The organism is Streptomyces sp. NPDC024555, assembly GCF_055559335.1.
Genome location: NZ_JBVHKV010000028.1, coordinates 1 through 14,347 on the forward strand (window position 1 = coordinate 1; position 14,347 = coordinate 14,347).

Below are 14,347 nucleotides of genomic sequence, written 5' to 3' on the forward strand. Positions count from 1 at the left end.
GGGACCGGGGGGCCCCGGGCGGGGGCCCCCGGCCCGTCCCGGGATATCGGCGGGGGGGGCCCCGCGGCCCCGGTGGGGGGGGGGTCACTGGGCCCGCCCCCCGGGGTGGGGGGGCCCGCCCCATGCCACGCCCGTCAGGCGGAGGTGTCCTCGCCCCCGGTGGTGTCGCGCAGGACCCTCTTGAGGATCTTGCCGCTGGGGTTGCGCGGCAGTTCGTCCATGAAGTGGACGGTGCGGGGCTTCTTGTAGGAGGCAATGCGCTCCTTGGCGAAGGCGATGAGATCGGCCTCCGTGACCGGGTCCGCGTCCGCGCGCAGGACGACCGCCGCCGTGACGGCCTCGCCCCAGGTGGCGTGGGGCGTGCCGTAGACCGCCACGTCGAGGACGGCCGGGTGCTCGGCGAGCACCGACTCGACCTCGATGGGGTAGACGTTCTCGCCGCCCGTGATGACCATGTCCTTGATGCGGTCGGTGATGAAGAGGTAGCCCTCGGGGTCGAGGTAGCCGGCGTCACCGGTGCGCAGGAAGCCGTCCTCGGTGAGGGTCTTCGCGTTCTCCTCCGGGCGGTTCCAGTAGCCGGGCATCACCTGGTGGGAGCGGACCAGGATCTCGCCCACCTCGCCCCGGGGCAGCGGCTCGCCCGTCACCGGGTCGGTGATCCTCAGATCGACGTACGGGAAGGGCAGCCCCGCCGAGCGCAGCAGATGCGCGCGGGGGCCGTCCGGGTCGTGGTCCTCGCTGAGCAGCCGGGTGGAGGAGCCGACGTTCTCGGTCTGTCCGTACTTCTGGTAGAAGGCGCAGCCGAAGATCCTCATGGAGCGGCGCAGCAGGGCCGGGGTGATCGGTGACGACCCGTAGACGATGGTCTCCAGCGCGGAGAAGTCGCGGCCCTCGATGCCCGGGACGGTGGTGAGCATGTGGAGGATGGAGGGAGCGAAGAAGGCGTGCGTGATCCGTTCCCGTTCCATCAGCTCCACGGCGTCCGTGGGGCGGAAGTCGGGCATGGTGACGGTCCGGGCGCCCGCGTTGAGGGCCTGGATGAGCCAGCCGGTGCCGGCGATGTGGAAGACCGGCATGGCGTTCAGGGCGATCGCGTCGGGGCGCCACTCCATCTCGGCGAGCTGCGCGGGGCCGGCGACGGTGTTCTCCAGGGTGAGCTGGACGCCCTTGGGCAGTCCGGTGGTGCCGGAGGTGTACAGCTGGAGGTGGACGGCGTTCTCGGAGCCCCGGCCGGGGTCCTCGTCCGTCGCGCCGGCCAGCCATGCCTCGTACGCGTGCTCCCCCGCCGCCCGCTCCCCGTCGTCGCCGTCGATGACGAGCGGGGTGCCGGGGCGGGCCTCGGCGACGCTCCGGGCCGGGCCGAGGAACTCGGACTGGGTGATCATCAGCGCGAGTTCGGCGTCGGCGGCGATCCGGGTCAGTTCGCGTGCGGCGAGGCGCCAGTTCAGCGGGGTCGCCACCAGGCCCGCCTTGGCGCAGGCGAGCAGGACCTCCGCGCCGAGGATCCCGGGGCGTGCGAGGTACCCGACGCGTTGTCCCGGGGTGAGGCCCTCGGCCAGGAGTGCCTGGGCGAGGCGGTTGCCGCGCGTGTCGAGCGCGCCGTAGCCGAGTGTGCGGCCGCCCTCGCTCACGGCGGGGGCGTCGGGGGCCCGGCGGGCGTGGGCGCGTACGGCGTCGGGCAGGAAGGGACCCATGTGCGGAAGTCCTCCATCGGCATCGTCGACGGGGCCGGACGCGCACGGCGGCGCTCGGGTCCGGCTCGCATCGGAGGGGTGGGCGGCCACGTTCGGACAGCGCCCGGCATCAGGGAGCGGGGCGCGCCCGTTCCGTCGGCAGCGGCCCCGTCCGGGCCGCGCGCGTGGTGCTTGCAGTGAGCATGGCCCGCGTACGGGCCCCGGTCAATGGCTTGAACGAACGTTCTGCAAGGAAACTGGGGTTGCCCGGCGGAGCGCTCCGGCGGGCGGCCCGTCCCAGGTCAGCCCCGGGGTCCGCCGGCGACGTAGAGGACCTGGCCGGTCACGAATCCGGCGGCCTCACCGGCGAAGAACGACACCGCGTGGGCGATGTCGGCGGGCTCGCCGACCCGCCCCACGGGGGTGTTGGCGGCGGCCCGCGCCTTGAAGTCCTCGAAGGACAGCCCGAGGCGTTCGGCCGTCCCGGCCGTCATCTCCGTGGCGATGAAGCCGGGCGCGACGGCGTTGGCGGTGATGCCGAACTTCCCCAGTTCGACGGCCAGGGTCTTGGTGAAGCCCTGTATCCCGGCCTTGGCCGCGGAGTAGTTGACCTGGCCGCGGTTGCCGAGGGCGGCGGTGGAGGACAGATTGACGACTCGGCCCCATCCGGCGGCCGTCATGTGCTTCTGACAGGCCCGGGTCATCAGGAACGCCCCGCGCAGATGCACGCCGAGCACACCGTCCCAGTCCTACTCGGTCATCCTGAAGAGGAGGTTGTCGCGGGTGATCCCGGCGTTGTTGACGAGGACGAGCGGGGCTCCGAGCTCGGTGGCGACGCGCTCGACCGCCGCCTCGGCCCTCGCCGCGTCGGCGACGTCCACGCCGACCGCGAGCGCCGTCCCGCCCTCCTTCCCGATGGCGGCGACGGTGTCGGCGCAGGCCGTCTCGTCGAGGTCGAGCACGGCGACGGCGAAGCCGTCCCGGGCGAGGCGGAGCGCGGTGGCGGCGCCGATGCCGCGGGCGGCTCCGGTGACGACGGCGACCTTCTGGGCGGACTCGGACACGGTGGACTCCTGAGGTACTGAAGAGGGGTGGGGCGGTACGGGGAAAAGGGGCCCGGTCAGGCGTGGACGCGGACGACGGCCTCCGCGACGCAGGCGGGCTTGCCGGCGCCCTCGATCTCGACGGTGACCCGGCCGCTGACGCCGACATGGGTGCCGGCCGCCTCGGCGAAGGCGGCGGGCGGGGGGAAGATCCTGGGCATGGGGTGTCCGATCGTGCGGGGTACGGGGGTACGTCAGGCGAACGTGACGGTCGCGGTGACGGCGGGGGCGGCGCCGGCGGTCCCTGCGGACAGGGCCGCCGAGGCGCCGTCGGCCGCCGGGGTCCCGGCGACGGTGAACGGCTCGGGGGCGAACAGCGGCGCCCGGGACCGGAACACGAACGACGTCACCCGCCGCTCGGGCGCGTACCGGCGCGGCAGTTCCAGCAGCGCCAGGGCGAGCAGCGGCCCGTGGACGACGAGGTCCGGGTAGCCCTCGGTGTCGCGGGCGTAGGCGCGGTCGTAGTGGATGCGGTGCGCGTTGTACGTGAGCGCGCTGAAGCGGAACAGCAGGGTCTCGTCCGGGCGGAGCGTGAACTGCCACGGCTCCCGGGGGTGTCCGTCCTCCGGCGGCGGGGCGGTCCGGGGCGCGGGGCGGCCGTCGGGCTGCTTGTAGACGATGTCCTGTTCCTCGACGGTGCGCGGCTGCCCGTCGACCGTCCAGGTGTGCCGCACGGTCACCAGGAGCAGCAGGCCGGAGCCGCCCTCGCGGACCCGTACGGAGACGACCTCGCTGCGCCGGGTCACCCGGTCGCCGACGAGGATCGGGGCGTGGAAGGCGACCCGGCCGCCGCCGAACATCCGGCGCCGGCGGGGCAGCGGCGGCAGGAACAGTCCGTCCCTGGGGTGCCCGTCCTCGCCCAGTCCGGCCTGGGCCGGCCGGTCGAGGAGGTGGAGCCAGTGCCACAGGGGCGGCAGCGGATCGCCGGCGGCGCGGACGGCGGGCTCCACGTCGAACAGTCCGGACAGGGCCAGGCCGGGTGCGGCGTCGACGGACCCGGTGGTCTCCACGGGGCCGGGCCGCCATCCGGCCTCGATCGCCGCGAACGCCTCGGCCGCTCCGGCGGTCATCCGAGCGCCTCCGCCGTGCCGAGGAGGGCGGTGGCCTGGCTCGACAGGACGCCGCCGTTGCCGTTGACCAGGGCGACGTTCACGTTCGGCTGCTGGCGCGCCCCTCCCTCGCCCCTCAGCTGCCGTACGGCCTCGATGATGAGGAAGATGCCGTACATGCCGGGGTGGCAGTACGCGAGGCCGCCGCCGTTGGTGTTGACGGCGAGCTCTCCGCCGGGCGCGATGCGTCCGTCCGCGACGAAGGCGCCGCCCTCGCCCTTGGCGCAGAAGCCCAGGTCCTCCAGGAACAGCAGGGTGTTGATGGTGAAGGCGTCGTAGAGCTGGACCACGTCGACGTCGGTGGGTTTCAGTCCGGCCATCGCGTAGGCGCGCCGTCCGGAGTCGGTGGCGGCCGTCGTCGTGAGATCGGGCATCTGCGAGATGGAGCGGTGCCAGGTCGCCTCGCCGCCGCCGAGGAGGTAGGCGGGGGTGACGCCGAGGTCGCGGGCCCGTTCGGCGCTGGTGAGGACGACGGCTCCCCCGCCGTCGGTGACGAGGCAGCAGTCCCTGGACGTCAGCGGGTGGCTGATCATGCGGGAATCGAGCACGTCGTCGACGGTGAGCGGTCCCTGCCCGTAGGTGAACGCCTTCGGGTTCAGCTGGGCCCAGTCCCGGGCGGCGACGGCGACCGCGGCCAGCTGCTCGCGGGTGGTGCCGAACTCGTGCATGTGCCGGGAGGCGGCGAGCGCGTACATGGAGACGGGGTAGCGCGGCCGGTAGGCCTCCTCCCAGGGCAGCAGTTTCGTCGGCGAGACGAGGCGCCCGCCGTCGGAGCGCTGGGTGGAGCCGTAGGCGATGAGGGCCGTCGTGCACAGCCCGGACGCGATCGCCAGGGCCGCATGGAGCAGATGGGCGACGAAGGAACTGCCGCCGATGTTGGTCGAGTCGGCGTACGCCGGGCGGATGCCCAGGTACTCCGCGACGTCGAGGGTGGGGAAGGGCAGGTAGGACGAGGCGCAGAAGAAGCCGTCGACGTCGGACTTCCTCAGCCCGGCGTCCTTCAGGGCGCGGGCCGTCGCCTGGCCCATGAGGTCGAAGTGGGTCAGTCCGGGGGCCACCTGCCCCAGGTCGGACTCGGCGACGCCGACGACGGCGGCCCGGCCGCGCAGTCCGGCGGTGGCACTCATGCGCGTACCTCCAGGGGGCGGAAGACGGCGAGCGGTTCGCCGTCCTCGGTGATGACGGCGACGGCGACCCGTGCGCCGATCGTGACGTCCTCGGGCGCGACGCCCTCCACCCGGCTCATCATGCGGAAGCCTTCGTCGAGGTCGACGAGGGCGACGTTGTACGGGGCGCCGCCGCGCGGGTGCAGCACGGTGGTCGCGTAGACGGTGCCGAGGCCGACGCAGGCCCGCCAGTGGAGGGATTCGGCGCCGCAGTGCGGGCACAGGACGCGCGGGTGGAAGACGGGGCGTGCGCAGTCCCGGCAGTGCTGGAAGCGCAGCTCGCCGGCGGCGAGGCCGTCGGCGTAGCCCTGGGCGGGGGTCGTCATCGGCGGCCTCCGTCGTCGATGCGGTGGCGGGCGATGTGCTGGCGGGCGATGACGTTCCGCTGGATCTCGTTGGTGCCCTCGCCGACGATCATCAGCGGGGCGTCCCGGAAGTAGCGCTCGACGTCGAACTCCGTGGAGTAGCCGTAACCGCCGTGCACCCGGACCGCGTTGAGGGCGATCTCCATGCAGACCTCGGAGGCGAACAGCTTGGCCATGCCGGCCTCCAGGTCGGCGCGTTCCCCCGCGTCGACGCGGGCGGCGGCGTCGAGGGTCAGCAGGCGGGCCGCCCGGAGTCTGGTGGCGCCGTCGGCCAGATAGTTGCCGATGGACTGGTGCTGCCAGATGGGCTGTCCGAAGGTCTGGCGTTCCTGGGCGTAGCGGGTGGCGTCGTTCAGGGCGGCCTGGGCGACGCCGAGGGCGCGGGAGGCGACCTGGATGCGGCCGATCTCCAGTCCGCGCATCATCTGCGCGAAGCCGGAGCCCGCCTCCCCGCCGAGGACGGCCGATGCGGGGACGGTGACGCCGTCGAAGACGACCTCGCAGCTCTCGACGCCCTTGTAGCCCAGTTTGGGGAGGTCCCTGGAGACCTGGTAGCCGGCGTCCTTCTCGACCAGGAGGATCGAGAAGCCCTTGCCCTGCCGGGGTTCGGTGCGGCACAGCAGGGCGATGAGGCCGGCGCGCCGGGAGTTGGTGATCCAGGTCTTGGTGCCGTGGACCGTCCAGGTGCCGTCCGCGAGCACGGCCCTGGTGCCCATGGCCTGGAGGTCGGAGCCGCCGCCGGGTTCGGTGAGGGCCATCGTGGCGCGGATCTCGCCGGTGGCCAGGCGCGGCAGATAGGCGGCCCGTTGCTCGGGGGTGCCGAAGGTGCGGATGAGGTAGGTGACCACGGAGTGGCCGCCCATGGCCCCGGACAGGGACATCCAGCCGCGTGCGAGTTCCTGGGCGACCAGGGCGAAGCAGGCGGTGGAGACGTCCGTGCCGCCGTGTTCGGCGGGGGCGAGCAGTCCGTACACGCCCAGCCGCTTCATCTGTTCGATGAGCCGTTCGGGGTAGGTGTCGGTGTGCTCCAGCTCCCGGACCACGGGCAGGACCTCGTGGTCCACGAAGTCCGCGACGACCTCGACGATGGCGCGTTCGTCCTCGGAGAGGCCGGCGATGAGCGGGATCTCGGTCATGGCCATGGCTTACTTCGCTCCCTTGAGCAGGGCACGGCCGATGATCAGCTTCTGGATCTCGCTGGTGCCCTCGTAGATGCGGAACAGACGGGCGTCGCGGAAGCAGCGTTCCACGACGGTGCCGCGCATGTAGCCCATGCCACCGTGGATCTGCACGGCGAGGTCGGCGGCCCGGGAGACCATCTCCGAGCAGTACAGCTTCACGGCGGAGGGGCCGATCCTGCGGTCCTCCCCGGAGTCGTGGCGGCGCGCGGCCTCCAGGACGGCGGCCCGCCCGGTGTACACGCCGGTCTGGATCTCGGCCAGCATCGCCTGGACGAGCTGGAACTCGCCGATCGGCCGCCCGCCCTGTCGGCTGGTCGCGGCGTGCGCGACGGACTCCTCCAGGATCCGTTCGGCCATGCCGACGCAGAGCGCGGCGATGTGGACGCGGCCGCGGACGAGCGAGGCCATGGCGGCCCCGAAGCCGGCGCCCTCCTCGCCGCCGACCAGCGCGTCCGCGCCGACGCGTACGCCGTCGAGGAGGACCTCGGCGGTCCAGGCGCCGGCCTGTCCGGTCTTGTGGTCCTTGGGGCCGACCGACACACCGGGCAGCCCCGCCTCGACGAGGAAGACCGAGATGCCCCTGGTGCCGTACGACTCCTCGCCCGTGCGGGCGAAGACGACGAACAGACCGGCCAGCGGGGCGTTGGTGATGAACCGTTTGGAGCCGGTGAGGACATAGCCGTCACCGTCGCGGACCGCGCGGGTGGTCAGTCCGGACGGGTCGGATCCCGCCTCGGCCTCGGTCAGCGCGAAGGAGGCGACCTCGCCCGCGGCGAGGCGGGGCAGCCAGGTGCGGCGCTGTTCCTCGGTTCCGGCGTTCACCAGGACCTTGCCGGCGATGCCGTTGTTCGTGCCGAACATCGACCGGAACGCCGGGGTGGTGTATCCGAACTCGAAGGCGAGCCGCACGTCCTCGACGAGGTTCGCGCCGAGGCCGCCGTGCTCCTCGGGCAGCGTGTAGCCGAACAGGCCCATGTCGACGGCCTTGGCCCGGATGTCGGTGGGGATGGCGTCGGTGGCCTCGATCTCGTCCTCGCGCGGGACGACGTCCTCGCGTACGAAGCGGCGTACCGCGTCCCTGACCGCGCGGAAGTCGTCTGCGTCCATGGTCGGTGTCCTTTCGGCGGCCCGGTCCGCGGAGACGGCCGGGCCACGGCAGGTGGAGGTGATGAGGTGTCAGAGCAGTTCGAGGACGGTGGCGTTGGCCATGCCGCCGCCCTCGCACATGGACTGCAGGCCGTAGCGGATGCCCCGGTCCCTCATGTGGTGCACGAGGGTCGTCATCAGCCGGGCGCCGGAGCCGCCGAGGGGGTGGCCGAGGGCCATGGCGCCGCCGTTGGGGTTCATCCGCGCGTAGTCGGCGCCGAGGGTGCGCTGCCAGCCGAGCGACACGGAGGCGAAGGCCTCGTTGATCTCGTAGGCGCCGATCTCGTCGAGGGCGATCCCCGAGCGCCGCAGCACCTTCTCCGTGGCCGGGATCGGCCCCTTGAGCATGGTGATCGGGTCGACGCCGGTGACGGTGCCGGTGTGGAAGCGGGCCAGGGGCGTCCAGCCGTTGCGCGCGGCGATCTCGGAGGTGGTGATCAGGAGGGCCGCCGCGCCGTCGGAGATCTGCGAGGCGTTGCCCGCGGAGATGACGCCGTCCTCCTTGAACGGGGTCCTCAGCTCGCCGAGCTTCTCCACGGTGCCGCCCCGGCGCACGCCCTCGTCGGTGTCGACGACCGTGCCGTCCTCCAGGGTGACCGGCGCGATCTGGCCCGTGAAGCGGCCCTCGTCGATGGCGCGGGCGGCGCGGGCGTGCGAGTCGACGGCGTGCTGGTCGAGCTCCTCACGGCTCAGTCCGAACTCCTCGGCGATCATCTCGGCGCCGATGCCCTGGTTGAACCGGTAGTGGTCGTAGCGCTGCATGACGAGCGGGCCGTACGGCTGACCGGCGGCGCCGCCCGCGCGGGCCGAGCCCATGGGCACCCGGGACATGGACTCGACGCCTCCGGCGACGGCGATGTCGTACTGGCCCGCGATGACGCCGGCGGCGACCTGGTGCACGGCCTGCTGCGAGGAGCCGCACTGCCGGTCGACGGTCAGGCCGGGTACGCTCTCCGGCCAGCCCGCGGCGAGGACCGCGTACCGGCCGATGCCGCCGGTCTGCTCGCCGACCTGCGAGACGCAGCCCCAGACGACGTCGTCCACGGTGACCGGGTCGAGGCCGTTGCGCTCCGCGAGCGCCTTCAGGACGTGCGCGGACAGGTCCACGGGGTGGATCCCGGACAGGGCGCCGCCGGGCTTGCCCTTGCCGACCGGGGTGCGTACGGCGTCGACGATGACTGCGTCACGCATCGTGAATCTCCTTGTGCGAGCGGGTGGGGTGGGGCGTTGCCGGGTCTACTTGGGGGACATGCGGATGGCGCCGTCGAGGCGGATGACCTCGCCGTTCAGCATCGGGTTGGTGATGATGTGCTCGGCCAGCGCGCCGTACTCGTCGGGTTCCCCGAGGCGCGCGGGGTGCGGGACCTGGGCGCCGAGGGCGTCCTTGACCTCCTGGGAGGCGCGGCCGAGCAGAGGGGTGTTGAAGAGGCCGGGCGCGATGGTCACCACACGGATCCCCAGACCGGCGAGGTCGCGGGCGGCGGGCAGGGTCAGCCCGACGATGCCGCCCTTGGAGGCGGAGTACGCGACCTGGCCGATCTGGCCCTCGTAGGCGGCGACGGACGCGGTGTTGACGATGACGCCCCGCTCGCCGTCGGTCACCTCGTTCCGGGCGATCTCGGCGGCGGCCAGCCGCAGCACGTTGAAGGTGCCGATGAGGTTCACGGTGACGATCCGGGTGAACTGGTCCAGCGGGTAGGCGCCTTCCCGGTTCACGGTGCGGCGCGAACCGCCGATGCCGGCGCAGTTGACGGCGATGCGCAGCGGGGCGAGCGCGGCGGCCGCGGCGACGGCCGCGGCGGCGTCGGCCTCGCTGGTGACGTCGCCGGGGACGAAGACCGCGCCGATGTCCTCGGCGACGGCGGCGCCGTCGGAGCCGGGCAGGTCGAGCAGGACGACCTTGCCTCCGGCGGCGAGCAGCTTCCTGGCGGTGGCGAGTCCGAGGCCGGAGGCACCACCGGTGATGACGGCGGACGAACCGTTGATCTGCATGTCGGGCCCTTCGGGTACGAGGTCGGTACGAGGTGGGGTGAGCGGGACGGCGGAAGCGGGGACGGGAGCAGCGGGGAGGGGAGCCGGCGGGACGGGTGGGGCTCAGAGGCCGAGGTCCTTGGCGATGATCGTTTTCATGATTTCGCTGGTGCCTCCGTAGATCCGCGCCACGCGGGCGTCGGCGTAGAGGCGGGCGATCGGGTATTCGAGGATGTATCCGTAACCGCCGTGCAGCTGGAGGCACTTGTCGATGACGCGGCCGGACACCTCGGTGCTGAAGAGCTTGGCCTTGGCGGCGTCGGCGACCGAGAGTTCGCCCAGGTCGTGCAGTTCGACGGCCTTGTCCACCAGGGTGCGCAGCGCCTCGGTCTCGGCGGCGCATTCGGCGAGGACGAACTTGGTGTTCTGGAAGGAGGCGACCGGCTTGCCGAAGACCTGGCGGTCCTTGACGTAGTCGGTGGCGAAGCGGATGGCGGCCTCGCCGGCCGCGGCGTTGAAGACGGCGATGGACAGCCGCTCCTGGGCCAGGTTCCGGGTGAGGTAGTCGAAGGCCCTGCCCTCCTCGCCCAGCAGGTTCCCGACGGGCACCTTCACGTCGGTGAAGGACAGCTCGCCGGTGTCGGAGGCCTTCAGGCCCATCTTCCGGAGCCTGCGGCCGACGGCGTAGCCCTCGGAGGACGTGTCGACGCAGAGGATCGACAGTCCGCCCCGGCGGTCGTCCGCGGGCGCCGGCGAGGTGCGGCAAACCACGAGGACCAGATCGGCGGTGACACCGCCGGTGATGAAGGTCTTGGCGCCGTTGAGGACGTAGTGCGTGCCGTCCTCGGACAGCTCCGCCCGGGTGATCATGCCGGCCAGGTCGGAGCCGGTGCCCGGCTCGGTCATGGCGATCGCGGGCAGCAGGTCGCCGCGGACGAAGGCGGGCAGCCAGCGCCGCTTCTGCTCCTCGTTCGCGCAGGTCAGCAGGTACGGAAGGATCATCAGCGCGTAGGCCTGGTAGTTGCCGAGGCTGACGCCGACGCGGTGGGTCTCCTCCGCGATCACGGCGGCGTACTTGATCGTGGTCTCGCCGGCGCCACCGTATTCGGCCGGCACGTTGATGCCGAGGACGCCCAGTTCGCCCAGGCGCCGGTAGAAGTCGCGCGGCGGGTGCCCCTGCTCCTGCCAGGCGTCGAACTCGGGCACGACCTCCTTGGCGATGAAGTCCCGGACGGTCGTCCGGAACGCCTCGTGGTCGTCGGTGAACAGTGTGCGCCGCACGAGCAGCCTCCTCAGCGAGTGGGACTCTCCGATCCCCATTCGAACGATCGTTAAGCTAGTCCTGTCGGTGCGGGTACGTCCATGGGCCGTCATGTCGCCCACGTCACATCACGCCCCCGGCTCCCCCGGGCGCGAGGCGCCCCCGCGCCCCGACCTACACGCCCGCGCGGTCCGCCCGCCCCCTTTCCCGGCTCCGCCTCCGCTGCCCGGGAGGGTGGACAAGCACCCCCCGGCCTCGTAACTTAACGAATGTTCGGCCAGATGAATCGTGCTCGTTCACCGCGCCCGCGCCGCAGCCAACGGAGCCCCCATGCACCCGCGCAAGCCCAAGGGAATGCCCACCTCACTCGACTATCCGCAGGACGCCACGATCGGCGACGTCCTCGCCGGATCCGCCCGCCGCTATCCCCGGCGCGTCGCGCTCCGGGACGGCGAGGCCACGCTGACCTTCGCGGAGCTCCACGACCGGGCCCGCCGTGTCGCCCAGGGCCTGCGCGCCCACGGCATCGCGCCGGGCGACGTGGTCGCCCTGCACCAGCCCAACTCGCTGTGGTTCACCGTCACGTACTACGGCGTCCTCCTCGCGGGGGCGACCGTGACCCCGGTGAACCCCGCGCTGCCTCCCGCCGCGCTGCGCGAGCAGCTCGACGAGGTCGCCACCCGCGCCGTCCTCACCCACCCGGCGACCGAACCCGCCCTGCGCGCGGCGGGCACGGACGGCCTGGTGCTGGTGACCGCCGTTCCGCCCACGCGGTCCGCTCCGGCACCGGCCGGGGCGGACGGTCCGCCGCCGGGCACCACGCCCTTCGAGGACCTGCTCACGGCCCCCGACACCCCGCTTCCGGCCGTCTCGCCCGAGGCGCTCGCCCATCTGTCGTTCACCGGCGGCACGACCGGCCGCTCCAAGGCCGTGATGGTGCGGCACCGCCATGTCGTCGCCAACGTCGTGCAGTTCACCTGCTGGCGCACGGGCGCCCTGCCCGCCCGGGACGAGCACGGCGGCGTCCACCTGGAGGCGGTGCCCGCGGCCCGCACGGCGACGATGACCGGGCCCGGCAGCGGCACCGGGATCGCCGTGGCGCCGCTGTTCCACGCGATGGGGCTGATCAGCCAGACCAACAACGTCCTGGCCGGGCAGACGGCGATCCTGACCGGCGGCCGGTTCGATCCGGTGCGCTACCTGGAGCTGGTGGCCGAGCGGCACGTCACCCATGTGACGGGCTCGCCGGCCCTGCTGCACGCGCTCATCGCCGCGGCCGACGGGCGCGGCTACCCCGAGGTCGTGACGGTGAACTCCGGCGCCGCGCCCATCGACACCACGACCTCGGCCGCCCTGGCCCGCCTCTTCCCGAACGCCTCGGTGGTGGAGGGCTACGGCCTGACCGAGGCGACCATGGGGCTGGTCACCGGACTCGTCGATCCCGAGGACCCGGTCCCGGTCGGCTCGGCGGGGCTGCCCGTCTTCGACACCGAGATCGAGATCCGCGACCCCGTCGACACCGGACGCGTCCTGCCCGCCGGCGAGACCGGGGAGCTCTGGGCGCGCGGCCCCCAGGTCACCTCCGGCTATCTGGACCACCCCGAGCTGACCGCGCAGCAGTACGTCGACGGCTGGCTGCGCACCGGCGACCTCGCGCACCAGGACGAGCACGGGCACGTCTTCATCGTGGGCCGGGCCAAGGACATGCTCATCTACAAGGGCTACAACGTGTACCCCGGCCGGCTGGAGGAGCTGCTCGCCGCCCATCCGGACGTCGACCAGGTGTCGGTGATCGGCGCGCCGTCGCCCTCCGTGGGCGAGATCCCGGTGGCCTATGTGGTGCCCCGCGCCCCGGCCGCGCCCGGACCGGACCTGGCCCGGCGGCTCATGGACCATGTGGCCGAGCGGGTCGCCCCGTACCAGAAGGTGCGGGAGATCCACTTCGTCGGGGAGCTGCCCACGTCGGCCGCCGGCAAGATCCTCAAGACGGAGCTCCGGCGCCTCCACCACTCCGGCGGCCACGCCTAGGCCGGCCCGCGCGCGTACCTCACCGCCGTACGGGGCGATCCGCCTCGCGGCCGGCGGGGCCCGCCGCCCTTCCCGTAACGATCGTTCGACCTATATCAGAGCAAGGAGTGTGTGCCGTGCGCCGTACGGTGTTCAACGAGGACCACGAGGCGTTCCGCGAGATGCTGCGGAGCTTCATCGAGAAGGAGGTGGAGCCGCACCAGGAGGCGTGGGCCGCCGAGGGCCACCCGCCGCGCGACTTCTACCGCCGCCTCGGCGAGCTGGGGATCCTCGGTACGGAGGTGCCGGCCGAGTACGGCGGGGCCGGGGAGAGCAGCTTCAAGTACCAGGCCGTCGTCATGGAGGAGACCCAGCGGGCGGCCGTCTCCTTCGGCAGCTACTCCGTGCACGCCAATCTGATCCTTCCGTATCTGATGGCGTACGGGAACGAGGAGCAGAAGCGGCGCTGGCTGCCCGGGTTCGCCTCCGGCGACCTCATGACCGCGATCGCGATGACCGAGCCGGGCACCGGCTCCGACCTCGCCGGAATGACCACGCGGGCCGAACTCTCCGCCGACGGCACGCACTACGTGCTCAACGGCGCGAAGACCTTCATCACCGGCGGTGCGCTGGCCGATCTGGTCCTGGTCGTGTGCCGGACCTCCCCCGCCACGCCGGAGAACCGGCGGGCCGGTCTGTCCATCCTCTGTGTGGAATCCGCCTCCGAGGGCTTCACCGTCGGCCGCAAGCTGCAGAAGATCGGCCTGAAGGTCTCCGACACCGCCGAACTGTCCTTCGTGGACGTGCGGGTGCCGGTGGAGAACCTGCTGGGCGAGGAGGGCGCGGGCTTCTCCTACCTCACACACAACCTGCCGCAGGAACGGCTGACCATCGCGCTCGGCGCGGCCGCCTCCGCCGCCGCCGCACTGCGGTTCGCCACCGGCTACGTCCGGGACCGCCAGGTCTTCGGCAGGCCGGTCGCCGCCTTCCAGAACACCAAGTTCGTCCTCGCGGAATGCGCGACCGAGGTCGAGGCGATGCAGGTGATGGCCGACCGGGCGCTCGACCTGCACGACGCGGGCGAACTGTCCGTCGCCGACGCCGCGAAGGCGAAGCTGTTCTGCACCGAGGCCGCCGGCCGGGTGATCGACAAGTGCCTTCAGCTGCACGGTGGTTACGGCTACATCATGGAGTACCCGATCGCCCGTCTGTACGCGGACACCCGGGTCTCGCGGATCTACGGGGGCACCAGCGAGGTCATGAAGACGATCATCGCCAAGGACCTCGGGCTCTGACCCGGCGGGGCACAGGCACCCCGGAGCACCGACAGCCCGGACCAGCGAGAGCCCGGACGGCGTACGCACA

General features: G+C 72.5%; 12 protein-coding genes and 1 pseudogene. 2 read left to right on the forward strand and 11 right to left on the reverse strand.

The annotated features are described in order from the left end of the window. Window positions 1–134 precede the first annotated feature (134 nt). The 11 genes and pseudogenes from ACZ4FH_RS33500 to ACZ4FH_RS33550 form a co-directional block, all read right to left on the reverse strand. Entirely contained in the window at window positions 135–1,694 is a 1,560-nt protein-coding gene (locus tag ACZ4FH_RS33500) for a long-chain-fatty-acid--CoA ligase (protein ID WP_467309539.1), read from the reverse strand. A gap of 281 nt (window positions 1,695–1,975) precedes the next feature. Beyond that, window positions 1,976–2,737, reverse strand: a pseudogene (gene fabG, locus ACZ4FH_RS33505) (3-oxoacyl-ACP reductase FabG). Between the two features lie 56 nt (window positions 2,738–2,793). Further along, window positions 2,794–2,937, reverse strand: a complete 144-nt coding sequence (locus tag ACZ4FH_RS33510; RefSeq protein WP_467309540.1) for a hypothetical protein — start codon at window positions 2,935–2,937, stop codon at window positions 2,794–2,796. Window positions 2,938–2,970: 33 nt separating this feature from the next. Continuing rightward, window positions 2,971–3,846 carry an HTD2 family dehydratase gene (locus ACZ4FH_RS33515; protein WP_467309541.1) on the reverse strand — a complete coding sequence of 292 codons (876 nt, stop codon included), beginning with the start codon at window positions 3,844–3,846 and terminating at the stop codon, window positions 2,971–2,973. After that, window positions 3,843–5,012, reverse strand: a complete 1,170-nt coding sequence (locus ACZ4FH_RS33520) for a thiolase (RefSeq protein WP_467309542.1) — start codon at window positions 5,010–5,012, stop codon at window positions 3,843–3,845. The genes ACZ4FH_RS33515 and ACZ4FH_RS33520 overlap by 4 nt, the downstream gene beginning before the upstream one ends. Then, window positions 5,009–5,377 (reverse strand): Zn-ribbon domain-containing OB-fold protein, encoded by a 369-nt coding sequence (locus ACZ4FH_RS33525; protein WP_467309543.1) that lies wholly within the window; start codon window positions 5,375–5,377, stop codon window positions 5,009–5,011. Before ACZ4FH_RS33525 ends, ACZ4FH_RS33520 begins: the two co-directional genes overlap by 4 nt. Continuing rightward, the gene (locus ACZ4FH_RS33530) at window positions 5,374–6,558 is read right to left on the reverse strand and encodes an acyl-CoA dehydrogenase family protein (RefSeq protein ID WP_467309544.1); all 1,185 of its coding nucleotides are present in this window, start codon (window positions 6,556–6,558) and stop codon (window positions 5,374–5,376) included. The genes ACZ4FH_RS33525 and ACZ4FH_RS33530 overlap by 4 nt, the downstream gene beginning before the upstream one ends. A 3-nt stretch (window positions 6,559–6,561) precedes the next feature. Beyond that, on the reverse strand, window positions 6,562–7,704 hold the full coding sequence (locus tag ACZ4FH_RS33535; RefSeq protein ID WP_467309545.1) for an acyl-CoA dehydrogenase family protein: 1,143 nt from the start codon (window positions 7,702–7,704) through the stop codon (window positions 6,562–6,564). A gap of 69 nt (window positions 7,705–7,773) precedes the next feature. After that, the gene (locus ACZ4FH_RS33540) at window positions 7,774–8,934 is read right to left on the reverse strand and encodes a thiolase family protein (RefSeq protein WP_467309546.1); all 1,161 of its coding nucleotides are present in this window, start codon (window positions 8,932–8,934) and stop codon (window positions 7,774–7,776) included. A 45-nt stretch (window positions 8,935–8,979) separates the two neighbouring features. After that, window positions 8,980–9,735 (reverse strand): SDR family NAD(P)-dependent oxidoreductase, encoded by a 756-nt coding sequence (locus ACZ4FH_RS33545; RefSeq protein ID WP_467309547.1) that lies wholly within the window; start codon window positions 9,733–9,735, stop codon window positions 8,980–8,982. A 102-nt stretch (window positions 9,736–9,837) separates the two neighbouring features. Further along, complete coding sequence (locus ACZ4FH_RS33550) at window positions 9,838–10,995, reverse strand: acyl-CoA dehydrogenase family protein (protein WP_467309548.1); 1,158 nt, start codon at window positions 10,993–10,995, stop codon at window positions 9,838–9,840. 310 nt (window positions 10,996–11,305) lie between these two features. On the opposite strand from ACZ4FH_RS33550, the gene ACZ4FH_RS33555 reads away from it, so the two are divergent. Further along, the gene (locus ACZ4FH_RS33555) at window positions 11,306–13,003 is read left to right on the forward strand and encodes a class I adenylate-forming enzyme family protein (protein ID WP_467309549.1); all 1,698 of its coding nucleotides are present in this window, start codon (window positions 11,306–11,308) and stop codon (window positions 13,001–13,003) included. A gap of 116 nt (window positions 13,004–13,119) precedes the next feature. Beyond that, on the forward strand, window positions 13,120–14,277 hold the full coding sequence (locus tag ACZ4FH_RS33560; protein WP_467309550.1) for an acyl-CoA dehydrogenase family protein: 1,158 nt from the start codon (window positions 13,120–13,122) through the stop codon (window positions 14,275–14,277). The last annotated feature ends 70 nt before the right edge of the window (window positions 14,278–14,347 follow it).